Annotated in this window: 21 protein-coding genes and 1 tRNA gene; 12 read left to right on the top strand and 10 right to left on the bottom strand. The window is 70.7% G+C overall.

The window, feature by feature from the left end; all coding sequences use genetic code 11:
• The first annotated feature begins 42 nt into the window (after nt 1-42).
• Nucleotides 43-1515, top strand: coding sequence for a pyruvate kinase (gene pyk / locus V7S47_RS11130; RefSeq protein ID WP_090854761.1), 1473 nt, complete (start codon nt 43-45; stop codon nt 1513-1515).
• 3 nt (nt 1516-1518) lie between these two features.
• Here pyk and V7S47_RS11135 read toward each other — a convergent pair whose 3' ends face one another.
• Together V7S47_RS11135 and V7S47_RS11140 are read right to left on the bottom strand one after the other, a co-directional pair.
• On the bottom strand, nt 1519-2259 hold the full coding sequence (locus V7S47_RS11135) for a helix-turn-helix domain-containing protein (RefSeq protein ID WP_336561612.1): 741 nt from the start codon (nt 2257-2259) through the stop codon (nt 1519-1521).
• A gap of 40 nt (nt 2260-2299) precedes the next feature.
• A tRNA-Leu gene (locus tag V7S47_RS11140) sits at nt 2300-2372 on the bottom strand.
• 90 nt (nt 2373-2462) lie between these two features.
• Here V7S47_RS11140 and V7S47_RS11145 point away from each other — a divergent pair.
• The 6 genes from V7S47_RS11145 to V7S47_RS11170 all read left to right on the top strand — a co-directional run bounded on the left by V7S47_RS11145 (nt 2463) and on the right by V7S47_RS11170 (nt 7461).
• Complete coding sequence (locus V7S47_RS11145; RefSeq protein WP_336561613.1) at nt 2463-2648, top strand: hypothetical protein; 186 nt, start codon at nt 2463-2465, stop codon at nt 2646-2648.
• A 38-nt stretch (nt 2649-2686) separates the two neighbouring features.
• Nucleotides 2687-3298 (top strand): ANTAR domain-containing response regulator, encoded by a 612-nt coding sequence (locus tag V7S47_RS11150; protein ID WP_336561614.1) that lies wholly within the window; start codon nt 2687-2689, stop codon nt 3296-3298.
• A gap of 328 nt (nt 3299-3626) precedes the next feature.
• Entirely contained in the window at nt 3627-4790 is a 1164-nt protein-coding gene (locus V7S47_RS11155; RefSeq protein WP_442945347.1) for an ABC transporter permease subunit, read from the top strand.
• 13 nt (nt 4791-4803) lie between these two features.
• Nucleotides 4804-5799: a branched-chain amino acid ABC transporter permease gene (locus tag V7S47_RS11160; protein ID WP_090854766.1), complete on the top strand. Its 996-nt coding sequence runs from the start codon at nt 4804-4806 to the stop codon at nt 5797-5799.
• Entirely contained in the window at nt 5789-6694 is a 906-nt protein-coding gene (locus tag V7S47_RS11165) for an ABC transporter ATP-binding protein (RefSeq protein WP_336561616.1), read from the top strand. The genes V7S47_RS11160 and V7S47_RS11165 overlap by 11 nt, the downstream gene beginning before the upstream one ends.
• Nucleotides 6691-7461 carry an ABC transporter ATP-binding protein gene (locus V7S47_RS11170; RefSeq protein WP_336561617.1) on the top strand — a complete coding sequence of 257 codons (771 nt, stop codon included), beginning with the start codon at nt 6691-6693 and terminating at the stop codon, nt 7459-7461. The genes V7S47_RS11165 and V7S47_RS11170 overlap by 4 nt, the downstream gene beginning before the upstream one ends.
• 420 nt (nt 7462-7881) lie before the next feature.
• Here the strand turns inward: V7S47_RS11170 and V7S47_RS11175 are convergent, their stop codons facing one another.
• A complete protein-coding gene (locus V7S47_RS11175) occupies nt 7882-9195 on the bottom strand; it encodes an ABC transporter substrate-binding protein (protein ID WP_336561618.1) in 1314 nt (437 codons plus the stop codon).
• Nucleotides 9196-9351: 156 nt separating this feature from the next.
• On the bottom strand, nt 9352-10098 hold the full coding sequence (locus V7S47_RS11180; protein ID WP_336561619.1) for a DUF554 domain-containing protein: 747 nt from the start codon (nt 10096-10098) through the stop codon (nt 9352-9354).
• Between the two features lie 119 nt (nt 10099-10217).
• Between V7S47_RS11180 and V7S47_RS11185 the strand changes: the two genes are divergently transcribed.
• Nucleotides 10218-10796 (top strand): GNAT family N-acetyltransferase, encoded by a 579-nt coding sequence (locus V7S47_RS11185; protein WP_336561620.1) that lies wholly within the window; start codon nt 10218-10220, stop codon nt 10794-10796.
• Between the two features lie 7 nt (nt 10797-10803).
• On the opposite strand, the gene V7S47_RS11190 is transcribed toward V7S47_RS11185, so the two are convergent.
• The gene (locus V7S47_RS11190; RefSeq protein WP_336561621.1) at nt 10804-11235 is read right to left on the bottom strand and encodes a PaaI family thioesterase; all 432 of its coding nucleotides are present in this window, start codon (nt 11233-11235) and stop codon (nt 10804-10806) included.
• Between the two features lie 42 nt (nt 11236-11277).
• Between V7S47_RS11190 and polA the strand changes: the two genes are divergently transcribed.
• Both polA and V7S47_RS11200 read left to right on the top strand, forming a co-directional pair.
• Complete coding sequence (polA, locus tag V7S47_RS11195) at nt 11278-13968, top strand: DNA polymerase I (protein WP_336561622.1); 2691 nt, start codon at nt 11278-11280, stop codon at nt 13966-13968.
• A 91-nt stretch (nt 13969-14059) separates the two neighbouring features.
• Nucleotides 14060-15454: a hypothetical protein gene (locus V7S47_RS11200; protein ID WP_336561623.1), complete on the top strand. Its 1395-nt coding sequence runs from the start codon at nt 14060-14062 to the stop codon at nt 15452-15454.
• Here the strand turns inward: V7S47_RS11200 and V7S47_RS11205 are convergent.
• Nucleotides 15438-16727, bottom strand: a complete 1290-nt coding sequence (locus V7S47_RS11205) for a polysaccharide biosynthesis protein (protein WP_336561624.1) — start codon at nt 16725-16727, stop codon at nt 15438-15440. The genes V7S47_RS11200 and V7S47_RS11205 overlap by 17 nt on opposite strands.
• Nucleotides 16728-16751: 24 nt before the next feature.
• Complete coding sequence (locus tag V7S47_RS11210) at nt 16752-17462, bottom strand: class I SAM-dependent methyltransferase (protein ID WP_336561625.1); 711 nt, start codon at nt 17460-17462, stop codon at nt 16752-16754.
• A 25-nt stretch (nt 17463-17487) separates the two neighbouring features.
• Here V7S47_RS11210 and V7S47_RS11215 point away from each other — a divergent pair, with 25 nt between their 5' ends.
• Together V7S47_RS11215 and V7S47_RS11220 are read left to right on the top strand one after the other, a co-directional pair.
• Nucleotides 17488-19212 (top strand): hypothetical protein, encoded by a 1725-nt coding sequence (locus V7S47_RS11215; RefSeq protein WP_336561626.1) that lies wholly within the window; start codon nt 17488-17490, stop codon nt 19210-19212.
• Between the two features lie 48 nt (nt 19213-19260).
• On the top strand, nt 19261-19410 hold the full coding sequence (locus tag V7S47_RS11220; RefSeq protein WP_170867011.1) for a hypothetical protein: 150 nt from the start codon (nt 19261-19263) through the stop codon (nt 19408-19410).
• On the opposite strand, the gene V7S47_RS11225 is transcribed toward V7S47_RS11220, so the two are convergent.
• Genes V7S47_RS11225 through V7S47_RS11235 form a run of 3 tightly spaced genes read right to left on the bottom strand, consistent with a single transcriptional unit; the run spans nt 19388 to nt 24095 of the window.
• The gene (locus tag V7S47_RS11225; RefSeq protein ID WP_336561627.1) at nt 19388-20506 is read right to left on the bottom strand and encodes a glycosyltransferase family 4 protein; all 1119 of its coding nucleotides are present in this window, start codon (nt 20504-20506) and stop codon (nt 19388-19390) included. The two genes, V7S47_RS11220 and V7S47_RS11225, sit on opposite strands and share 23 nt — an antisense overlap.
• 11 nt (nt 20507-20517) lie before the next feature.
• Complete coding sequence (locus V7S47_RS11230; protein ID WP_336561628.1) at nt 20518-22566, bottom strand: hypothetical protein; 2049 nt, start codon at nt 22564-22566, stop codon at nt 20518-20520.
• Nucleotides 22563-24095: a bifunctional glycosyltransferase/class I SAM-dependent methyltransferase gene (locus tag V7S47_RS11235; RefSeq protein ID WP_336561629.1), complete on the bottom strand. Its 1533-nt coding sequence runs from the start codon at nt 24093-24095 to the stop codon at nt 22563-22565. Before V7S47_RS11235 ends, V7S47_RS11230 begins: the two co-directional genes overlap by 4 nt.
• Nucleotides 24096-24106: the final 11 nt, after the last annotated feature.

Raw genomic sequence — 24106 nt, forward strand, 5'->3', positions numbered from 1 at the left:
TTCGGTCTTTGAACGATCAAAGTCACGGTAGACTCTTCTCTCGTGCGTAGAGCCAAGATCGTCTGCACCCTCGGCCCGGCCACCTCCTCCCCGCGGCGCATCCGCGAACTCGTGTACGCGGGGATGGACGTCGCCCGGCTGAACATGAGTCACGGCACCCACGAGGACCACGCGGAGGCCTACCGGCTCGTCCGCGAGGCGGCCGATGCCGCCGGTCACGGGGTCGGGATCTTCGCCGACCTCCAGGGGCCGAAGATCCGGCTGGAGAAGTTCTCGGGCGGTCCGGTGCAGCTGCGCCGGGGCCAGGCCTGGACGATCACCACCCGGGACGTCGACGGCGACGACAAGATCAGCGGGACGACGTACAAGGGCCTGCCCGGTGACGTGAAGGTCGGCGACCCGATCCTCATCGACGACGGCAAGGTCCGACTCCGGGTCACCGGGGTCGAGGACGGCACCGACGTGCACACCGAGGTGCTGGTCGGTGGCAAGGTCAGCAACAACAAGGGCATCAACCTGCCCGGTGTGGCCGTCTCCGTCCCGGCGCTGTCCGAGAAGGACATCCGCGACCTGCGCTTCGCGCTGAGCCTCAGCGTCGACTTCATCGCGCTCAGCTTCGTGCGCGACGCCAAGGACGCCGAGGACGTGCGCGCGATCATGCGCGAGGAGGGCGTCCTGGTCCCGGTCATCGCCAAGATCGAGAAGCCGCAGGCCATCGAGAACCTGGACGAGGTCATCGCGGCGTTCGACGGCTTCATGGTCGCCCGCGGCGACCTGGCCGTGGAGTGCCCGCTCGAGGACGTGCCGTTCCTGCAGAAGCAGATCGTGCGCAAGGCCCGCCTCAACGCCAAGCCCGTCATCGTCGCGACCCAGATGCTGGAGTCGATGATCTCGAGCCCGTCGCCGACCCGCGCCGAGGCCTCCGACGTCGCCAACGCCGTTCTCGACGGCGCCGACGCGGTGATGCTCTCCGGCGAGACCGGCGTGGGGGAGTTCCCGATCCACACCGTCGAGACGATGGCCCGGATCATCACCTCCACCGAGCGGCACGCGCTCGAGGCAGCGCGCTCCTCCGGGGTCGGCGTGTTCGACACCATCGAGTGGGACCCGCACACCAACGGTGGCGTGATCGCCAAGGCGGCTGCCGAGGTCGCGGAGCGGGTGGGCGCCAAGTACGTCGTCGCCTTCACCCAGTCCGGCGACTCCGCTCGCCGGATGTCGCGGCTGCGCGGCCCGGTGCCGCTCCTGGCCTTCACCCCGGAGGCGACCGTGCGCTCGCAGCTCTCGCTGTCGTGGGGCGTCGAGACCTTCAAGACCCAGACCGTCGAGCACACCGACGAGATGGTCCGCCAGGTCGACGACCAGCTGCTGCGGATCGGTCGCGTGCAGGAGGGCGACCTCGTCGTGATCATCGCGGGCGCCCCTCCCGGCATCCCCGGCTCGACCAACGCGCTGCGCATCCACCGGATGGGCGACGCGATCAACGGCGTCGCGCCGGCGTACCAGCGGAGCTGACGCTCAGCTCTTCTGTCCGATCAGCTCGTCCAGGCGGGCTACGCCCGCGCGGGTCGAGACGCTGATGGTGCGAGTGCTCGACTGCCGCCAGGTGACATCGACCAGATCGAGTGCCCAGCAACACGTCTCACGGATGTCGGTCGAGGCGTTGACGAACTGCCAGCGGGGGTAGTCGTAGCGCTTCTTGCGGCCCGCTACGAGCCGCGTCGCCCAGTTGCGAACCCGACAGCCGTCGGAGTGGAAGAGCCCGCACAAGAACGCGGCCGGGTACGCCTCGACCACCACCCTCTGCCAGTCCTCCAACATGATCGCGCGCTCGTGCTTGCGCCCTGGCCCGTGCTGCGGGAAGAGGCACGGCCAGTGCACCCAGTTGGACTGCACCACGACGGCTCCAGGAGCCATCACCTGGAAGACCCGTCGGTGGGGGCGCACGGACTCGATGAGCTCCACCACGTCGTCGACGATCCCGGGGTACGTCTGGTCGCAGCTCACTCGGAGCGCGAAGTAGCGAGGGTGCCGCGAGAGGCATCCGTCGCCGAGGTAGTAGCCCAGCAAAGCGGCGTAGGGCTTGGCCGGCGGCGATCTCCCTGCGCACCGGTGGCACCCGGGCGTCGGGGCTGGCCCGGTGGCGTCACGCCAAGCCCTGAGGGTCGACCGGCTGACTCCGGTGGCCCGACTCGCGTCGCTGAGCGTCATGCCCTGGAGCAGCTTGAGAGCGGTTGCTCTCGTGGAGTCGTCGTACATGCCGGCAGTCTCTCGCCTGCCACCGACAGGATCGGTCGTGTGCCCCGGGTGGGATTCGAACCCACACTGGATGGTGTTTGAGACCACTGTCTCTGCCGTTGGACTACCGGGGCCGGGAGGCGGCGCCACCCTACCCTTGGCTTAAGTAGACTGAAGTACTAGAGTTTCGTTGTCGGACGATCTCGGGACTTCGGGAGGCAGCCATGTGGCAGCCGTGGCGGTGGGCCAGCACCAGCAACCTGCGCGCGGTCGAGAACGCGCGGCTCGCCTCCGTCGAGTGCTCGCGCCGACGCGTCGAGCGGGCTGAGGCCGACGCGTTCGTGGCTGCTCGCGCCGCGGACCGGGAGCCGGTCGTGCGCGCCGCGGCGACCGCCCAGCACCTGGCCTGATCCCGGCGCCGTCGGCGGGCGGCGCTAGCCTGGGCCGTGTGACCGAGCCCGCTCAGCCGACTCCCTCGACCCGCACCGTCGTCATCGCCGAGGACGAGGTGCTCATCCGGATGGACCTCGCGGAGATGCTCACCGAGGAGGGGTACGACGTCGTCGGCCAGGCCGGCGACGGGGCCAAGGCGATCGAGCTGGCCCAGGACCTCCGTCCCGACCTGGTCATCCTCGACGTGAAGATGCCGGTGCTCGACGGGATCGCCGCGGCCGAGGCGATCGCCGGGCAGCGGATCGCCCCGGTCGTCATCCTCACGGCGTTCTCGCAGCGCGACCTGGTCGAGCGGGCCCGTGACGCGGGGGCGATGGCCTACCTCGTCAAGCCGTTCAGCAAGGGCGACCTGGTGCCGGCCATCGAGATGGCGGTGAGCCGGTTCGCCGAGCTCGGCCAGCTGGAGGCCGAGGTCGCCGACCTCACCGAGCGCCTGGAGACCCGCAAGGCGGTGGACCGGGCCAAGGGCGTGCTGCAGCAGCAGCTCAGCCTCACCGAGCCCGAGGCATTCCGCTGGATCCAGAAGACCGCCATGGACCTGCGGCTCTCGATGCGCCAGGTCGCTGAGGGCGTCGTCGAGCACGGGCCGGGCATCGCCGGGGCCTGAGCAGCATCACGCCCGCGTCGCCCCAGGTCACGGGCAGGTAAAGCCCGCATCTCCCTTCGGTCGACACTCACGGATGTGACACGTCTCGCCCTGTGGACCCCTAGACTGCATCCACCCTCGCCGCTGGTGCGTGGAACGAACGGAGTTGTGTGTGGTTTCGCGACTGATAGCGCTGGCGGTGGTGACAGCAGCCCTGCTGTCCCCGGCCGCTGCGTTCGCCGACGAGACGTCATCGCCGAGTCCCTCCTCGAGTCCGTCGGCCCCGGCCGACGCTCCCGTGGGGGACGGTACGGCGATCGACGTCACCCTGAGCGATGACTCGAAGAAGGTGGACGGCCTGCCGGCGCCGATCGAGGGCGTGACACTCACTGTCACCGCCGACGACGGCACCGAGGTCGGTGAGGACGTCACCGACGCCGAGGGCAAGGCCAGTATCCCGCTGCCGGGCGGTGGCACCTACACCGTGACGCTGGACGAGGACACGCTCCCCGAGGGCATCGAGCTCGACAGCAAGACCCGCACCGAGCTCGAGGTCCGCGTCCTCATCAGCGGATCGGCCACCATCGCGGCCTTCCCGATCGGCGTCCAGGCGGCCGACACGACCGGCTTCACCACGAAGCTGATCGACTCGATCGTCTCGGGCATCAAGTTCGGCCTGATCATCGCGCTCGCCGCGCTGGGTCTGTCGCTGATCTTCGGGGCGACCGGGCTCACCAACTTCGCCCACGGCGAGCTGATCACCCTCGGTGGCGTGGTGACCTACTGGTTCAACCGTGACGCCGGACTGCCGGTGATCCTCGCCGGCGTGGCCGCGGTGCTGGCGTCCGCGCTCTTCGGCTACGCCCAGGACCGGGTCCTGTGGCGACCGCTGCGGCGGCGTGGCACCGGCCTGATCGCGATGATGATCGTCTCGATCGGCTTCGCCCTCTTCCTGCGCAGCATCTTCCAGTACACCTTCGGCGGGTCGACCCAGACCTACGACCAGTACGTCGCCCAGGTCCGCCACTCGTGGGGCCCGATCCACCTGAACGACAAGGAGATCGCGATCATCGTGATCTCGCTGGTCGTCATCACCGCGGTCTGCATCGCCATGATGAAGACCCGGATGGGCAAGGCCATGCGAGCCGTGTCGGACAACCCGGCGCTGTCGGCCTCGTCCGGCATGCGGGTCGACAGCGTCATCCGCAACGCCTGGATCCTGGGCACGGCCCTGACCGGTCTGTCCGGCGTGCTGCTCGGGCTCAACAGCCAGGTCAGCTTCCAGAACGGCGGTCGGATGCTGCTCCTCGTCTTCGCCGCGGTGACCCTGGGTGGCCTCGGCACGATCTGGGGCGCCCTGCTCGGGTCGCTGGTGATCGGCATCATCGTCGAGGTCGGTCCGACGTTCGGCGTTCCGTCGTCCATCAAGGAGGTCGGCGCGCTGGTCGTGCTCATCCTCATCCTGCTGGTCAGGCCGCAAGGCATCCTCGGCCGCCGAGAGCGGATCGGGTAGAGGGGACACGGACATGGACTTCCTGGAAATTCTCCGCACTGCCCTGCAGCAGGCGCTCGGTCCGACGGCCATCGTCTACGTGCTGGCGGCCATCGGCATCAACGTGCACTTCGGCTACACCGGGCTGCTCAACTTCGGCCAGTCCGGCTTCATGGCCGTCGGCGCCTACGGCCTCGCGGTGACCGTGGTCATCCTCGACGGGTCGTTCTGGCTCGGCGTGGCGGTCTCGTTCGTCGCGGCGCTGGCCCTGGCCATCGTCCTGGGCCTGCCGACGCTCCGGTTGCGCGCCGACTACCTGGCGATCGTGACCATCGCGACCTCCGAGGCGCTCCGGCTCGTCTTCGGCTCGGTCGAGATGAAGGACACCTTCGGCGGCTCGAACGGCCTGACCGGCTACTCGAAGGTCTACAAGGACCTGAACCCGTACTCCGACGGGATCGACCTCGGCTTCATCAGCTACCGGCGCGACGACCTGTGGAACATCACGGTCGGCTGGAGCCTGGTGGCGATCTGCTGCCTCGTGGTGTGGGCGCTCATGCGCAGCCCCTGGGGCCGCGTCCTGCGCTCGATCCGTGAGGACGAGGACGCCGTCCGCTCGCTCGGCAAGAACGTCTTCGCCTACAAGATGCAGGCGCTGATCCTGGGCGGCATGATCGGCGGGCTCGCCGGTCTCTTCTTCGCGCTCAAGCAGGCCTCGGTGGTCCCGACCGACTACAACACCAACCTGACCTTCCTCGCCTACACCGCCCTGCTCGTCGGCGGCGCGGCGCGGGTCCTCGGGCCCGTGGTCGGTGGCGTCATCCTGTGGTTCCTGCTGTCGGGCCTCGGCGCGACGTTCGGCCAGATGACCAGTGGGCCCGACCCCATCCTGCCGACCTGGCTGATGGACTCGTCCCAGTCCAGCCTGACCCGCTTCATCGTCACCGGACTGGCACTCATGCTGCTGATGATCTTCCGACCTCAGGGGATCTTCGGCGATCGAAGGGAGATCGCGATCGATGGCCGCTGAACTCACCGCGGCACAGGCCGCGCTCGCGCAGGTGGCGACCGACCCGGGCGCCAAGAAGCCGGACCCGATCGTCGTCGGCAGCGGGATCACCCGCACCTTCGGCGGGCTCAAGGCCGTCGACGTGGAGCACATCGAGATCCAGCGGGGCGTCATCACCGCGCTGATCGGCCCCAACGGTGCCGGCAAGACGACCCTGTTCAACCTGCTGACCGGCTTCGACGAGCCGAACAGCGGCCAGTGGAGCTTCAACGGCAACGCCCTGCAGAGCGTGTCGGCCTACAAGGTCGCCCGGCTCGGCATGGTGCGCACCTTCCAGCTGACCAAGGTGCTCGCCAAGCTGACGGTCATCGAGAACATGCGTCTCGGTGCGACCGGCCAGAAGGGCGAGAAGTTCTGGCTGGCGCCGTTCAAGTGGCTCTGGAAGGGCCAGGAGGACGAGATCACGTCCCGTGCGGACGACCTGCTCGCCCGCTTCAAGCTCGACGCCAAGCGGGAGGACTTCGCGGGCTCGCTCTCCGGCGGTCAGCGCAAGCTCCTCGAGATGGCGCGCGCGCTGATGGTCGACCCCGAGCTGATCATGCTCGACGAGCCGATGGCCGGCGTGAACCCCGCGCTCAAGCAGTCGCTGCTCGGACACGTGCAGTCGCTGCGCGACGAGGGCCGCACCGTGCTGTTCGTCGAGCACGACATGGACATGGTCCGTCACATCTCCGACTGGGTGATCGTCATGGCTCAGGGGCAGATCGTGGCCGAGGGCACCCCGCAGTCGGTCATGGCCGACCAGCGGGTCATCGACGCCTATCTGGGCGCCCACCACGACACCGACCTGAGCGAGCTCGACGAGGCCGTGCTCGAGGCCGAGGTCGAGGCCGAGATCAAGGAGGAGCAGGCATGAGCGAGACCAACGCCGAGCGCGAGAACCACCTCGCGCACGCCGACGGCGCCGTACTCCGGGCCGACAACCTGATCGCCGGCTACCTGCCGGGGGTCAACATCCTCAACGGCGCCGACCTCTACTGCCAGCCCGGCGAGCTGGTCGGCATCATCGGCCCCAACGGTGCCGGTAAGTCCACCCTGCTCAAGGCTCTCTTCGGCCTGGTCAAGGTGCACACCGGGCAGGTGCTGCTGAAGGGTGACGACATCACCAACCAGCGCGCCGACCAGTTGGTCACCAAGGGGATCGGCTTCGTGCCGCAGACCAACAACGTGTTCCCGAGCCTGACCATCGAGGAGAACCTCGAGATGGGCTGTTACCAGGCCCCCGGCACGTTCGCCGACCGGTTCGCCTTCGTGACCGACCTGTTCCCGACCCTGGGCACCCGCCGCAAGCAGCGCGCGGGCTCGCTCTCCGGCGGCGAGCGGCAGATGGTCGCGATGGGCCGTGCCCTGATGATGAACCCCTCCGTGCTGCTGCTCGACGAGCCCTCCGCGGGGCTCTCGCCGGTCATGCAGGACGAGGTGTTCGTCCAGACCCGCAAGATCAACAAGGCCGGCGTCTCCGTGATCATGGTTGAGCAGAACGCCAACCGCTGCCTGCAGATCTGCGACCGCGGTTACGTGCTCGACCAGGGCCGCAACGCCTACAGCGGCACCGGCAAGTCGCTGGCCGGCGACCCGAAGGTGATCGAGCTCTACCTCGGCACCCTTGGCGCGGCCAGCTGAGGCAGCACCGCACGACGCAGCACCACCACGCAGGGCCCGCGAGCATCGCTCCCGGGCCCTGCGGCGTTCCCGGCCGTGTGCGCCACGACTGTACGACGTCCCGCGTACGCAGGCACCCCGGACGGGCTAGGGCTAGCCCGTCCGGGGTCTTCCTGCCCCCTGTCGGTCGCGGCTTACGGGCCGGGATGAGAGTTTCATCGGCTGGCCGACAAAGCTCACGCCTGGACGACAAACCTTCGTCGTCCAGGCGTGAGGTCTATCGGCCAGCCGATGAAACTCTCTGCGCGGCTCGTTCAACCCGGGGGAGGGGCCGACCGCAGCGCCCGGGTGGGCAATGGGTGCCCGGGCATGGCGAAGGGCCCCGGAGCGGTGCTCCGGGGCCCTTCGGGTGGTGCTGGGTGCTGCTGAGTACTGCTGGGATCAGATGTTGCCGGCGATGTACTCGACCGGGGAGATCTTGTTCTTGGCGTCGTACTCGTAGATGCCGATGGACGCGGCGGTGGGGCTGCCGAGGTCGCTGAACTCGATCGGGCCGGAGACACCGTCGTAGTCGATGTCAGTCGACGGGTCCTCCGCGAGGAGAGCAGCGCAGTCGGCGAAGGTGCTGCACTTTTCGCCACCCTTGGTCACGTCGACCAGGGCGCCGGCGATGGCCTCACCAGCGTCGCTCTGGGCGGCGATGGCGGCCAGGGCCGAGGTGACGACGGCGTCGTACGACTCCGCCGAGTAGGAGTAGTCGGTCAGCTTCGGGTCCACGCCCTTGAGCCGGTCCTTGAAGTCTCCCGCGGTCTCGGCGCCGGGGATGGTGCCCTTGGTGCCCGTGAGCGTGCCGTCGGGCAGCGGGACGTCCGAGTCCTTGCTGTAGTCGGCGGTGTTGCCGTCGACGAAGTAGGTCGGCAGGTCCTTCGGACCGGCACCCGCGGAGACGAGCTGCGGGACGATCGAGGTGGTCTCCTCGAACGCGACCAGGACGACGGCGTCGGCGCCGGCGCCGGCAATCTCCTGCACCTGGGTGTCGAAGGTCTGCGCCTTCTCGCCGTAGAACTCGGTGACGGCGACCGCGGAGCCCTGGGCCTCGAGGTTCTTCTTGATCTCCGAGGCGAGGGTCTCGCCGTACGCGTCCTGGCGGGCCAGGATCGCGACGTTCTTGCGGCCGTCCTTGACCAGCAGGTTCGCGAGGACCGCGCCCTGCAGGATGTCGGACGGAGCGGTGCGGAAGTACAGGTCGGGCTCCGCGTAGTCGCCCTCGTCGAACGCCGTGGAGGTGTTCGCGGGGGAGTACATGACGACGCCCGCCGACATGATCTTGTCGATGGCGGTCAACGAGACACCGGACGAGGCCGCACCGACGATGACGTCGGAACCGGCGTCGATCAGCTTGTCGGACTCGGCGGGGGCGATGCCCGAGTCGGCGTCGCCGGAGTCGCCGCGCACGTGCTTGACGTCCTTCCCGAGCACGCCACCGGCCTCGTTGATCTCCTTGACGGCCAGGTCGACACCGGCGAACTCCGGCGGGCCGAGGAAGGCCAGGCTGCCGGTGGCCGGCAGCAGGGAGCCGAACGTCAGGGTGCCGTCGCCCTCGGCGACGGGCTCGGCCGAGCTGCTGCTGCTCTCGCTGGGCGAGTCGTTCGACTCGGCGTCGCTGCTGCTGTCCTCGCTGCCGCAGGCGGCCAGCACCAGGGCGCTCGCGGCGGTCACGGCCGCCAGGCGAAGAGTCAGGGTATTGCGCTTCATCTATCCTCCGGGGTTCTCACGAAGCACCATGCGGGCATGGGCACCAGCAAGCACCGTAGTGCGGTGGGAGGGGTTTGGGAGCCGGGTCTGTGACCTGAACCCTTTTGTGGCCGTTTTGTGACCAAGCAGGATGTTTTGAAGCCGCAGAGCTCTGACTCAGTGAAAGGCCGCGACCGTGGTCACCAGCACCGGAGCGATGAGCAGGGCGGGCAACAGGTCCGCCACCGCCACCTCCCGGACCCGCAGCAGCCGCAGTGCCACGCCCACCAGGAGCAGTCCGCCGACCGCGGTGACGGCGGCCAGATGCGCGTCGGGGAGCACGTCGCCAAGCGCCAGCCCGAGCAGCGTCAGGCCGCCCTGCACGGTCACGACGGTCACGATGCTGGCCGCGACGCCCCAGCCGAAGGACGCCGCGAAGGCGATCGCCGCGAAGCCGTCGAGCGCCGACTTCAGGAACAGCTGGTCGGCGCCGTTGCCGAGTCCGTCGTTCAGCGATCCCAGGATGGTCAGCGGTCCGGTGCAGAACAGCAGCGACGAGGCCACGAAGCCCTCGATGAAGCGCTGCCGCTCGGCGGATCCGGTCTGGCCGACGAGGCGGCGCTGCAGCCAGCCCCCGAAGGAGCCGACGCCGCGCTCGATGCCGAGCAGCGAGCCGACGATCCCGCCGACGAGGAGCGACCCGAGCACGATGAGCATCGGGGCGCTGTCCCCGACCTCGTCCGAGAACGCGGGGTCCAGCACGGCCGTCGCCGACGTCGCCGCGATGAGCAGCGTGACCAGGCCGAGCGCGTCGGTGACCACCTCACGGGTGCGGGTCGGCAGCCGGTTGCCGAGCAGCAGGCCGAGCAGCGCACCGACCAGCACGGTCGCCACGTTCACGACCGTTCCGATCCCTGGGATCACCCCACACCCTCCTCTGCCGTCCGCGGCCTGCAGAGAGTAGCCTCGCCCCCGAGGAGCCGCGTTCACGGGGACAGACAGCGCGCTCGCCACACCAGGAAGGCGTGGAAGGCGATGGACCGATGATGCGCACACTGGTGACGCTGCGCAGTGCCGCGATCACCGATGCGCCGTTCCTGGCCACCCTGTGGGCCGACACGCTCCGCCGGGCCGACCGCCAGGAGCAGATCGCCGATCTCGAGGTGATCATCAAGAACGCGACGCAGTCACCGGACGAGAGGCTCGTCGTCGCCGAGTACGACGGCAGTCCCGCGGGTGCGGTCTACCTGCGGCTCACGACGCTCAGCGCCCTCAACCTGGAGCCGACCGTGCAGGCGCTGTCGCCGCACGTGCTGCCCGAGTACCGGCGCCACGGTGTCGGACGCACCCTCATGGAGGCGGCGGTCAGCTTCGCCGAGGAGCTCGGCATCGGCCAGGTCGCCACGGCGGCGGCCTCGAGCTCGCGCGACGGCAACCGCTTCATGGCGCGGCTGGCGCTGGGACCGCAGGCGGTCCTCCGGGTCGCCCCGACCCACGCCGTCCGGGCGCGGTTGGTCGCCCAGCGGCCCAGCCTGCACCGGGGCGGCGGTCGCCAGCTCGGCCAGGTGCTGGCCGCCCGGCGCTCGCTCAGGCGCTCGCAGGCTGCGCCCGACGCGGGCTGAGCCGGCGCTACAGCCCCACGCGCTCGCGGGGGATCAGCGAGCAGGTGATGCGCGAGGTGCAGACGCGCTTGCCGCGCTCGTCGGTGATCACGACCTCGTAAGCGGCCGAGGAGCGACCGAGGTGGATGGCGGTGGCCACGCCGGTGACGAGCCCGCCGGTGGCCGAGCGGTGGTGGGTGGCGTTGATGTCGACGCCGACGGCGACCTTGTCGGGGTGGGCGTGGATCGCCGAGCCGATCGAGCCGAGCGTCTCGGCGAGCACGACCGACGCGCCCCCGTGCAGCAGGCCGTAGGGCTGGGTGTTGCCGGCGACCGGCATGGTCGCGACGACCCGCTCGGCGGAGATCTCGACGAGCTCGATGCCCATCTTCTCGTTCAGCCCGCCCATGCCCTCGGGCATCGCGGCGACGTACTCCTCGATCGACAGCTGCTCGCTCATGGCCCCATCCTGCCTGTCGGCGGGCGCCGCTAGAGTCGGCGGGTGCCTGAGTCGACCCGTCCGCGCCTGCTCCTCCTCGACGGCCACTCGCTGGCCTACCGCGCGTTCTTCGCGCTGCCGGTGGAGAACTTCTCCACGACCACCGGCCAACACACCAACGCCGTCTACGGCTTCGTCTCGATGCTGGTCAACGTGCTGCGCGACGAGCAGCCGACCCACGTCGGGGTGGCCTTCGACGTCTCGCGCCAGACCTTCCGGCTCGAGCAGTACTCGGAGTACAAGGCGAAGCGCAACAAGACCCCGGGGGAGTTCAGCGGCCAGCTGCCGATCCTCGAGCAGGTCCTGGACGCCTTCGGCATCACCTTCTTGAAGAAGGACGGCTTCGAGGCCGACGACATCATCGCCACCCTGACGACGCAGGCGCTCGCGGACGGCATGGAGGTGCTGATCCTCACCGGCGACCGCGACTCCCTGCAGCTGGTGACCGCCGACTCGACCGTGCTCTACCCCATGCGCGGGGTCTCCGACCTGGCCCGGATGACGCCCGAGGCGGTCGAGACCAAGTACGGCGTGCCGCCCCACCGCTACCCCGAGCTCGCGGCGATCGTCGGCGAGACCTCCGACAACCTGCCCGGCGTGCCCGGCGTCGGCCAGGGCTTCGCGGCGAAGTGGATCAACACCTACGACGGCCTCGACAACGTCATCACCCACGCCGACCAGATCACCGGCAAGAAGGGCGAGTCGCTGCGCGAGCACCTCGGCGACGTGATCCGCAATCGCCAGCTGAACGCCCTGGTCCGCGACCTCGACCTGGAGAAGGTCCCCAGCGAGCTGGTCCTCGCCCCCTGGGACCGCCAGGCCGCGCTCACTCTCTTCGACGATCTGGAGTTCCGCGGCGAGCTGCGCCAGCGCACCATCGACACCCTCAGCCCGGAGGAGGAGGCCCCCGTGGACGAGGGGGGCTTCGAGCTGTCCGGTCGCCGCCTGCCGGCCGGTGAGGTCGCCGACTTCCTCGGCGGCCTGGGTGCCCAGCACGTCGGGGTCCACGTGCGCGGCAGTTGGGGGTCCGGCACCGGTGCGGTCGAGGGCCTCGCGATCGCCGACGTCAGCGGGCTCGCGGCATACGTCGACGTGGCTGACCTGACCCCCGAGGACGACGCCGCGCTGGCGGCCTGGCTGGCCGACCCGGAGCGACCCAAGGTGCTCCACGACGCCAAGGGTCCCCGGCACGCCCTGGCCGCCCAGGGCTGGACGCTGGCCGGCCTGGTCAGCGACACCGCGCTCGCCGCCTACCTGGTCCAGCCCGACCAGCGCTCCTACAACCTGGGCGACCTCACCCTGCGCTACCTGCGCCGCGAGCTGCGCACCGAGAGCGAGCCCGACCAGGGGATGCTCTTCGACGAGCCGGTCGAGGGCGGCGACGACGTCGCGGAGACGGCGATGCTGCACGCCCGGGCGGTCATCGACCTGGCCGAGGCGCTGGACGGTGAGGTCGAGCAGGCCGGGGGCACCCGCCTGCTCGCCGAGGTCGAGCTTCCGCTGGTCCAGCTGCTCGGCCAGCTGGAGACGACCGGCATCGCGGTCGACACCGATCACCTGGAGCAGCTGGAGGGTCACTTCGCCGCCGAGGTGCGGCAGGCGGCCGACGAGGCGTTCGCGGTGATCGGCAAGGAGATCAACCTCGGCTCGCCCAAGCAGCTCCAGGTCGTGCTCTTCGACGAGCTCGGCATGCCCAAGACCAAGCGCACCAAGACCGGCTACACGACCGACGCAGATGCGCTGCAGGCGCTCTACGTGAAGACCGAGCACCCGTTCCTGCTCCATCTGCTCCGCCACCGCGACGTGATCCGGCTCCGCCAGACCATCGAGGGTCTGCTCAAGACGGTGCAGCCCGACGGGCGCATCCACACGACGTTCAACCAGATGATCGCGGCGACCGGTCGGCTCTCCAGCACCGACCCCAACCTGCAGAACATCCCGATCCGCACCGAGGAGGGCCGCCGGATCCGAGAGGCCTTCGTCGTCGGTCCCGGCCACGAGTCGCTGATGACGGCCGACTACAGCCAGATCGAGATGCGGATCATGGCCCACCTCTCGGAGGACGAGCTGCTGATCGAGGCGTTCCGGTCCGGTCAGGACTTCCACTCCATCACCGCCGCTCGGGTCTTCGACGTCCCGGCCGATGCGGTCACGGTCGAGATGCGGGCCAAGATCAAGGCGATGAACTACGGGCTCGCCTACGGCCTGTCCGCCTTCGGTCTGAGCGGCCAGCTCGGCATCGAGCCGGCCGAGGCTCGGGGACTCATGGACGAGTACTTCCAGACCTTCGGCGGCATCCGCGACTACCTCCAGGGTGTGGTCGACGAGGCGCGCAAGTCCGGCTTCACCGAGACGATCATGGGCCGCCGACGTCAGCTGCCCGACCTCACCAGCGACAACCGGATGCGCCGTGAGTCGGCGGAGCGGATGGCCCTCAACGCCCCGATCCAGGGCTCGGCCGCCGATCTGATCAAGATCGCCATGCTCGACGTCGAGCGCGCGATCCGGGCCGCCGGACTGCAGTCCCGGATGCTCCTGCAGGTCCACGACGAGCTCGTGCTGGAGGTCGCCCCGGGGGAGCGGGAGGAGCTGGACGCTCTCGTCCGCGCCCAGATGGGCGGTGCCGCCGAGCTGGCGGTCCCGCTCGACGTCTCCGTCGGCACCGGCCGGAGCTGGCACGAGGCCGCCCACTGAGTCGACGGCTACGGCGGGTTCGGCCCCGGATGACGGAGTCCCCGCCTAGGGTGGGGCGGCGCGCGGAGGCGCCACCAGGACAGGAGGAGTCGTGGGCACGACGTTTGCACGGGGACGCACCGGCGGGGCAGGGCTGATCGCCCTCCTGGTGACGGTGTCCCTCGCCGGGTGCAGCTGGGTCAAGGACCCGGACGCGGACCAGCCGGACGCGGAGACCTCGGCGTCGACTTCGGCGCAGCCGCTGCCCGACGAGCGACCGACAGCAGTGCCCACCGCCTTCAACAGCCCGGGCTCGACGACCTTCGACGAGACGGGCGTGCTGGCGGTCGGTGCCGGTGAGGACACGGTGATCACCGTGTCGGCCGGCAGCGCCATCGGACGGGTGCTGCCGTCCCTGAAGTCGGCCTACACGCTCACCACGACCGGTGGTCAGTTCACCGACCTCGAGGTCGATCGCGCGGCCGGCGTCGGCATCCTCCTGGAGGCGGCCAACGAGGCAGGGAGTGGCACCTACATCGGCGAGGACACCTTCACGATCACCCGCTTCGACCTCCAGAGCGGTGAGCTGCTCGACGTCGCGACCGCCGTACTGCCGCAGGATCCCGAAGGGGAGGCGCTGCCGGCGACCGCTCGCATCGCCGGCGTCACCGGCGACGTCGTGGTCATCGAGACGGCGGTCGGGCAGACCGGCAGCCGGGCAACGCTCGCGGTCGACATCGAGCTCGACGACGTACTGTGGCGCCAGCGCCCGGCACGGGTCCTCGACGTCACCGACGACGTGGTGGTGCTCAACACCGGTCTCGCGCAGCGGCCGGGGGCCGTCGAGGCGGTCGGGCTCGAGTCGGGCGACACGGAGTGGCGCTCGCTGCGCGGCACCGTCGACGCCACCGCGATCGGTCACACCGACGACGCCGTGACGGTGGTGCGCTCGCTCGGCGCCGGCACCGAGCCGGCGATCGTCCCGCTCGACCTCGAGACGGGCCAGCCCGGCGCTCCGACCGAGACCGCCCGCTGGAACTGGGCGTGCGGTGCGACCTCGGGGACCGTGCGGGTGTGCACCATGGCCGACGACGACGACGTCGTCGGATGGGACCTCGAGGCGGGAGAGCCTGCGTGGTCGCTGCCCGACGAGGAGCGGTTCGCGCCGCTCGTCACGCTGGTCCAGGACGACCTCGTCTACGGGCTCCTGGACAGCGGGGTCGGGGTCGTCCTGAACGCACGCACCGGAGCCGACGTCGCGAGTGACACCGGTGCCGGCCCGGTCGCGGTGAACGACTGGGGCGGGGTGCTGCTCTACCAGGACGTCGCGGTGTTCCTGCCCGCCTTCGAGGCCGGGGAGAGCACGGACCCGGGGAGCACGCCGTCCGGGGCGGACGGATCCGAGAGCCCGAGCGAAGGCTCGAGCGAGAGCCCCAGCGAGTCCTCGAGCGACGAATCCGCGAGCCAGAGCCCGTCGCCGACAGGGACGGTCAGCCCGGAGGGCTGACCCCGGGCGCCAGCCCGCCGGGGGGCACCGAGACCAGGCGGTTCATCCTCCACAGGCTCAGCACCAGCAGGCCGACGAGCAGCACGCCGTCGACCAGCGCGACGGTCGCCAGCAGCCCGCCGAGCGAGCCCAGGGCGGCACCGACGGCGACCAGCACCACCACGGCCGCCCAGATGAGGTAGGCGGTCCGGGTGCCCTGCCGAGCCAGCACCGAGTAGACCAGCAGCTGGAGCATGGACAAGAAGGTCCCGAGCATCGCGAAGAGCCACAGCAGCGAGCTGACCTCGTCGTACTCGTGGCCGCCGACGAAGAGCATCGCCAGGTCGGGGAGCAGCAGGACTCCGAGCATCGTGGCGATGCCGAGCGCGAGGACGAGCACGAGACTGCGCAGCAGGGTCGCGCGGCGTTCGCTGACCGTCGACATCGCCGGGAAGGCGACCACCACGACGAACTGGGGCAGGAACAGGGTGGCCTTGGTGAGGATCAGGCCGCCGGCGTAGAGACCCGCGTCGTGGGAGTCCAGGACGTTGCGGGCGACCAGGATGTCGATGTTGCTCAGGACGAAGAAGGCCAGCAGGGCCATCGAGGCGTGGAAGGTCTCCCGGGTCACCGCCCGACCGGCGTGCTCGGGGCTGTGCTCGCCCGCGTCGCGCGGGCGGCGGAGTGCGATCCACCCGGCCGCGACGGGGGCGAGAAGGCCGAGGAGGACGCCGAGCATCGCCGCGCTCTCGCTGGGCTCGATCGCGATGCAGATCGAGCCGATGAGCAGCCGCGGGACACCGACACCGAGGTAGACGAGCCCGAGCGGCAGCCAGCGCCGTTCGCCCTGCAGGATGCCGGCCTGGCCGCCCTGGATGGTGAGCGGTACCGCGGCGAGCGCGATGAAGACGGCCGGCCACACACTGTCGAGACGCAGCACGCGGTGGACCAGGGGAGCCGCCAGCAGCATCACCGCCCCCACCACCAGCGCCGCCCGGTAGGTGACGGCCATGATGACCCGCTCGATCTGCGCCACGTTCGCCGGGGTCGCCGAGATCCGGCGGGCCGCGGTCGCCTGGAGGCCGAGCTGGACCACGGCGAGCACCATCAACAGCGCCATCAGGCTGGCGACCGCGCCGTACTCGGTCGGGCCGAGACGACGGGCCGCGACCAGCTGGTAGCCGTAGGTCGAGATGTTCATGACCGCCATCGCGACGGCGATGCCGGCGCCTCCGCGGAGTAGGCCTCTCAGCCCGCCCGGACGTGGGGCGGGACGGTCGGTCGTCGTCGTCACCGGCTCATCGTACGGCCGGGCCTGTCAGTAAGGGTCCGCTTGGTCGTGGTGGCCCAGCGCGCGGGCCAGGGCCGTGAGACGCAGTCTCAGGAGCACCTTGACGAGGAGGTTGCGACCCCACCAGGGCAGCTCCTTCAGCACGCGCAGCCGGTCGGTGAGATGCGGCGGGGCCACTTCCAGTCGGGCGAGCGAGCCGACCCGTCCGCAGTAGCGAAGCGTGTCGCTGGTCGCGAGCTCGCGCACCAGCGCCGTGGTCACGCCCAAGGAGGAGAACGCGTCGTGCACCAGGACGGTGCCGCCCGCGACGACGTGCTCGGACCAGCGCAGGTCGTCCCGGCAGGTCCAGTAGTCGTGCTTGCCGTCGACGTAGACGAGGTGGAGCGCGCCGTGCCAGCCGGCGCGGACCTCGGCGCTCGTCGCCACCCGGAGGTCGACGACGTCGGCGAGGGCGGCTCCCGCGAGGTTGGCCCGGAACGCGGCCTCCGTGCCGGCGGCGCCGTAGCGCCAGTCGTCCGGGAACGGGTCGACCGCGACCAGCCGGGCTGCGGGGGGCAGCGCGGCGGCCAGCATCACGGCCGAGCGCCCGTGGTGGCTGCCGACCTCGACCACGGTCGAGCCGGGAGGTACGGCGGCCGCGGCGTCGTACAGGCACCGTGCCTGGTCCTCGGTCAGCCACCCGGGCAACCGCTCGGCGACGGCGTACGCCTCGGTGACGGAGAGACCTCTAGGCTGCACCCGCGCAGCATAGGGAGGGGCGTTGATGACCGACACACCGCGGACGTCCCTCCCCTGGCGCCCCGTCGTCCTCGACGTGTGGCCGGCCGTGCTCGCGGTGGTGCTCTGCTGGCCCCTCCTGGCTGGTGCGGGGCACCCGCTCGCCCGCGACCTGGTCTTCGTCCCGCGCCAGCCGTGGACCGACGCCAGCATCGGGTTGGGGGAGTCGGCGCCCCGTGCGGTCCCGTTGGACGCCGTGGTCTCGCTGCTCACCGCTGTGGTCGACGGGGGAGTGCTGGCGCGGATCGTCCTGCCGCTGGGCCTGGCGCTCGCGGGCTGGGGCACGCACCGGCTGGTGCGCGGACTCGGCACCGTGGGGCGGCTGGTCGCCGGGGGCGCCGCCGTCTGGAACCCGTACGTCGTGGAGCGGACCTCGCTCGGTCAGTGGGCCCTGCTCCTGGGCTATGCCGCGCTGCCGTGGCTGCTCGTCGCGGCCCGGCGCTTCCGCGAGGACGGTCGCGCCCGCGACCTGGGCGGCACCGTCTGCTGGTTGGCCGTTGGGTCGTTGACACCGACCGGGGGGCTGCTCGGGTGTGCAGCGGTCCTGGTGGCCGGGACCGGGCGTGCTCGCCGGACCGGCTGGCTGGTCGCCGCGTGCGTGCTCCTGCAGCTGCCGTGGGTGGTGCCGTCGCTCGTCGGAACGGGAGGCGGTGGTACCTCCGATCCCGCCGGAGTCGCCCTCTTCGCCGCTGGGGCGGAGGGCCCGCCGGGCCTGCTCGGGACCGTGGTCGCGCTGGTCGGTGGCGGTGGGATCTGGGATGCCGGCAGCGTGCCCGCCAGCCGCGACCTGGTCTGGGGCCCCCTGGCCGCCGTCGCCGCCCTGGTCGCCCTGCTCCTCGGCCGTCGACTGCTGCGGGACGTGCTCGAGCTGCGTCGGTTGGCCGGCCTGGCCGCGGGGGGCCTCGCCGTGGCACTCGCCTCGAGCCTGCCGGGCGGCGAGTCGCTGATGGAGACCCTGGTGGAGCACGTCCCCGGCGCAGGCCTGCTGCGTGACGCGCAGAAGTTCCTGGCGCCGTACGTCGTGCTGGTGGCGGTCGCGGCCGGGGCCACTGCCCACCGTGCGGTCCGGGCGGTTGCTGCTCGTGGGCCCGAGGTGCTCCTCGGGGTGGCGACGCTGGCGGTCGTGGCGCCCCTGGTGCTCCTCCCGGACGGGGCCGGGGAGACCTGGCCCACCGTCGACCCGGTCACCTACCCGTCCGGCCTCGACGCCGTGGCCGAGCGGCTGGACGCCGAGGGCAGCGGCGACGTGGCCACGCTTCCGTGGCGGTCCTACCGGCGCTTCGCCTGGGGGCACGGCCAGGTCTCGTCGGACCCGGCCGTCCGGTGGTTCGACCGTGGGGTGGTGGTCTCCGACGACCTCGTCGTGGGGGACAAGGTCGTGCGGGGCGAGAGCGCCCGGTCGCACCGGATCGGGGTGGCGCTCGCGGCCGGCCCGGTGGCACCTGCCCTGGCGGCCGAAGGGGTCGGCTGGGCACTGGTCTACCGCGACGACCCGGCGACGCCGGACCTCGACCTCGGGGGTCTGGAGGAGGTCTACGCCGACGACGACCTGCTCCTGCTCCGCGTTCCCGGAGCGGAGCCCGGTCCAGCGCCCACCTCCCTGGCCAGGACCGTCGTGCTCGCGGCGGACTCGCTGGCCCTCCTCGTCCTGCTCAGCGGAACGGCCGCTGTCGCCGTTTCGGCGCGGCGTGCCCGGAAGCCTCCGCGCTAGGCCTGTGGCTGCTATGGTCTGCTCAGTACTGGAAGAGGGAGAACCAACGTGCTGATCTTCGTCAAGCTGCTCGCGCCGGCGCTCATCGGCGGCGCCACCGCTGCTGCTGTCACTTTCGGCGCTGTCCAGGTGCAGACCAGCCCCCCCGACAGCAACCCGGCCCAGACCGAGATCATCAACTACGGCGACCAGTCCTGATCTGATCGTGAGGCGTGGTCCGTCGCAGGACCTCCTCCACCACGTCAGCGGTCGCCGTCCAGGTGAACGTCGCTGACCTCTCGACCGCCCGCGTGCCCATCGCCCGCCGGCGGTCGTGGTCGTTCAACAGGGCGCTCGTGCGCGCCACCAGGTCATCGAGATCGTCGGCGAGCTCGCCTGTCAGCCCGTCCGCCACGGCCTCGGCGACGCCGCCCGCCTCTCGGTAGGCCACGGTCGGCGTGCCCTGGACCGCCGCCTCCATCACCGCGAGACCCCAGCCCTCCTTGACCGAGGGCAGCAGCATTAGCCACGACTGCGCGAGCAGCCGATCGCGCGTGCTCGCGGGCAGGTGCCCGTGCAGGGTGACGTGATCGGCCACCCCGTGGCGGGCGAGGGCCGCCTCCAGATCCGGACGCCACCAACCGTCACCGATGACGTCGAGGTGCAGGTCGGGATAGTCGGCCAGCAGCCGCTCGACGACGGCGAACGCATGCTCGACCTGCTTGTGCGGCACCAGCCGTGCCAGCACCGAGATCCTCGGGGTGGGTGATCGGTCGGCATCGACGGGCGAGCCACCGACGCCGTTGCGGGCGACGGTCAGCATCGCCCGGTCGAACCCGATCGCGACCAGGTCGTCGCGGCTCGCGTCGGAGACCGTCAGGATCGGGGTCCGCCGGTACAGCGCGGGCGTGAGTCGACGCTCGACGAACCATCCGAACCGCCCCCGCACGTCGGGGTAGATGATCTGCCACTGGCGTCGATGGACGTGGTGAACCAGTCCCACCACGCCGCGCCGGCGCACCAGCGGCGCGCCGAAGGGGAGACCGTTGATGACGTCGACCACCACGTCGACCCGACGCCGGTGTCGGACCAGCCAGCCGAGCGCCCGCGGGTAGACGGTGAGCCGTCCGCCGGCACGGAGCAGACGGACGCCGTCCAGGTCCGCCTCGGCAGTCGCGCCGTCGGAGCGTGCACACCGGATCGTCACCTCGTGACCGCGACGGTGCAGCTCGCGCGCGACCTCCTCGACGAAGACCTCCGAGCCGCCGCCGTCGGGGTGCGTCGAGTCCCGCCACGTCAGGAAGACGACCCGCATGTCCCCGGCCCTCAGCGACCGCGCGCGGTCGCGGCGATACGCGTGCACAACGGAGGCGCCAGCCCGAACCCGGTGCTCATCTCGACGCCCAGAGCGGCGAGCTCGCCGGCCGGCGGCTGGACGAACTCCAGTTCGGTCGGGGACGAGATCCAGTCGTCGCCCCACTCGAAGGTGCGCATCAACCCGACGTACCCGCCGGGGTTGGAGCTGACCTCGGCGTACCCGAGCTCGGCCAGGTCACGGATGCCGATCCGGATCTCCCGGGGGGCGACCAGGTCGAACCACCCGCCGGAGAAGGTCCCGGTCTCGTTCACCAGCTGCACCCGCGCGCGGCCGCGTCCGTCGAGCTGGAGCCACACCGACTTCGGGAAGTCGGTGAGGGCCCGGGCGAGCTGCACCCGCCCGGCCTCCCCGCCTTCGGCGACCCGGAGGTCGATGACGAGACTCCGGCGCTCGACCAGCTGCCACGTGTCGTAGGTGTCGCCGGTGTTGAGGTAGAGGGCCTCGCAGTCGCCTCGGATCCACAGGTCGTCCGTGTCCCCGCCCGACGGGAGATCGTCGGAGAAGGTCACGAGGTCGGCCTGGGCGCCGGGGGAGAGTCGGTGCTGCGCGTCGAGGTAGCGGGCCAGGTGGGGCCCACCACCGGTGAACGCGGCTGCGGAGTAGCCGACCAGCATCGAGGCGGCGACCGACCACGCGGTCAGCAGGCCGGCCAGGACGAGCCCGGCCCGGGCGATCGCGGTCCGACGCTGCTGCAGCCAGCGGGTCAACGCACAAGTGCCGACGGCTCCACCCATGATCAGGGCCGGCACGAACTCGGCGGTGTAGCGGTGCGCGAAGTACCCGTAGGCCATCACGCCGCCGGTGATGAGCACGCCGGTGACGAGCGGGACGCGCAGCCACCGGCGGGCCGCGTCGACGCCGGGCCGGAAGAGCACGACGACCGCGATGATGGTCAGCACGAGGAGCCAGGGCATGAACGCCGTCACGCTGCCGGTCCGGTAGCTCTGGTCGACGAAGGCCCCGGCGTACGACGGCGCGGGGTGCGCCGGCAGCGTGACGAACGGGAAGTAGTCGACGATCCGGACGCCGTCGAGACGGAAGTAGGCCATGAACGCCGTCGGGAAGAACTGCGGTCCGGTGATCGTGCCGCCGTTCGCGTCCAGCGCCTGGCGTCGGTGCTCGTTGAGCTGGGTCCAGACCTGGTCCTCGAGCGGGAACAGGTAGGGGTGGCGGAACTTGACCCAGTTGAGCACGATGCCGACGAACAGCATCAGCACGCCGCCGGCGACCACCGCCGCGCCGGCACGTCGGCGCTCGGGATGGACCCGGCCGGTGAGCAGCCACGCGCCGACGCCGACCGTGGCCAGGCAGACCGCCCAACCGCCCGTCGTGCGGGTCAGCGCCGTCGCGACGTCGAAGACCAGGAGCCAGGCGATCGCGGACGGGTCGGGAGAGCGCAACACGCGCAGCATCCAGTACATCGCGCCGAGTGCGAGCGGCACCGCCCAGGCGTAGACCTCGTGGTAGGTCCAGGGGAGGGCCGCCACGTAGGTGAGGCTGGTGCCTCCGGTCGCCAGCGCGATGAAGACGCCCATCGAGGCCGCCTCGAAGCGGGTCACGGGCTCGTCCGGACGCATCAGGTCGCGGACCAGCCAGGTCAGCTTGGTGACCATGACGGCCAGCAGCACGAAGGCCAGCGCCATCGATGCCACGGTCAGGCGGCCGTCGTACTCCGTCGTGGTCTGAAGGACGGGGAGGCGCAGGATCGCCGGCCACGGCCCGAAGTACATGTACTCGCGACCGTCCTCGAGGAAGCCCTCGATCCCGAGCGTGCCCGGAGGTACGTCGAGGTGGCCGTCGAGGAAGGCGCGGCCCTGGGCGTCGAAGAACCCCGAGGCGTAGCCGAGTGAGTTCGCCGTACGCCCGAACCGGGTGCTGTAGTCGACCAGGGTCAGGCCGTAGGCGACCGCGCCGACCAGGAGACCGAGCCCGGTCGCGACGGCGCGACGGCGGGATTCGTCGGTGCTGCGGGGGCCGTCGGGACGACGGTCGCTCAAGCGCGCTCCAGGCGGTAGAGGAACTGGTAGCCGAACAGGGTCGGCCAGGTCCGGGTCGCGGCCCGGTCGGCGACCGCGACCCTACCGGCGATCCGCGCGAGTCGGCTCTCCCCACCCGCTCCGCGCTCCAGGACGTCGAACGGCGAGCCCACCGTCTCGGCCTCGACGATGCGCAGGCCGCACTGCTGCACGAGACGCTCGAAGCTGCGTCGGGTGAAGAACCGGACATGGCCGTGGTCGAGCAGGCCACGCTGGTCGTAGTCGAAGCGTCCGGCGACCACCCGGGCGCGGGGGTACCAGTGGGCGAAGTTCGGGACGGAGACGAACACCTCGCCGTCGGGCGCCAGCCGGTCGGCGATGTCGAGCAGCAGCGCGGCCGGATCGATGACGTGCTCGAGGACGTCGCCAGCGACGACGACGCGGTAGTCGCGACCGGCGTCCGCGGGCAGTCCCGCGTTGAGGTCGGCCTCGACGAACTGGTCGACCCGGTCGGCGATGCCGACGTGCTTGACCAGGTCGACGCCCGTCACACGGTGACCCATCCGGCCGACCAGCCCGGCGAACTGACCGTCGGAGCAGCCGACATCAAGCACCCGCGCGGGCGCGACGGTGCGCAACCAGCGCAGCAGGACGCCGTGCGAGGAGTGCTCGCTCGGCTTCAGCTCGTAGGCCTCGGTGTCCGGGCCGGTCGAGGAGGTCTCGCCGAAGCCCATCTCGCCGAGGCGGAACTTCACCACGTCGATCGTGACGTCCTTGGCGTACTTCATGCCGTTCACGTAGCAGATCTCGTCACCGTAGTAGGTGGGGATCGGCACCTCGGCGATCTTCTTCCCCTGGGCGTGCAGCCCCAGGATGATCTGAGTGTCGAAGTCGAAGTCGTCGGTGTACGACGCGAGGTCGAGGTCGGCGAGCGCGTCGACGCGATAGGCGCGGTAGCCGCTGTGCCACTCGGTCAGGTCGAGGCCGGCGAGCTTGTTCTGCATCCGGGTCAGCACCCGGTTGCCGAGGTACTTGTACATCGGCATGCCACCGGCCCGGGCGTCGCCGCGCTTCATCATCCGCGAGCCGAAGACCGCGTCGGCCTCGCCGCGGGCGAGCGGGGCGACCAGGTCGCCGATGCACTCCGGGGCGTACTGGCCGTCGCCGTGCAGCAGGACCACGACGTCCAGCTCGTGCTCGATCGCCCAGGCGTAGCCGGTCTTCTGGTTGCCGCCGTAGCCGAGGTTGCGCTCGTGACGGACGACGGTCATCGGAAGCGTCGAGCCGCTCTTGAACTGCAGGCCGACCTGGTAGGTGTCGTCGGAGCTGGCGTCGTCGGACACGAGCACGTGGTCGACGGTCTCGACGAACGACGCGGGCAGGCGCGAGAGTGTCTGGGCCAGGGTGGTCGCCGCGTTGTAGGCCACGACGAGCACCCCGACGCGCAGGCGTGGACGCTCGACGTCGGACGGCGTGTCGGTGACGACGACGGTGTTGGGCCCGGAGGTCCCCGGGTTGGCCGTCTCGACGGCGCGAGCATCGTGCAGCATCTGTTCTCCCT

The sequence above is a fragment of the Nocardioides sp. CCNWLW216 genome (assembly GCF_037120545.1).
Taxonomy (GTDB): Bacteria; Actinomycetota; Actinomycetes; order Propionibacteriales; family Nocardioidaceae; genus Nocardioides; species Nocardioides lianchengensis.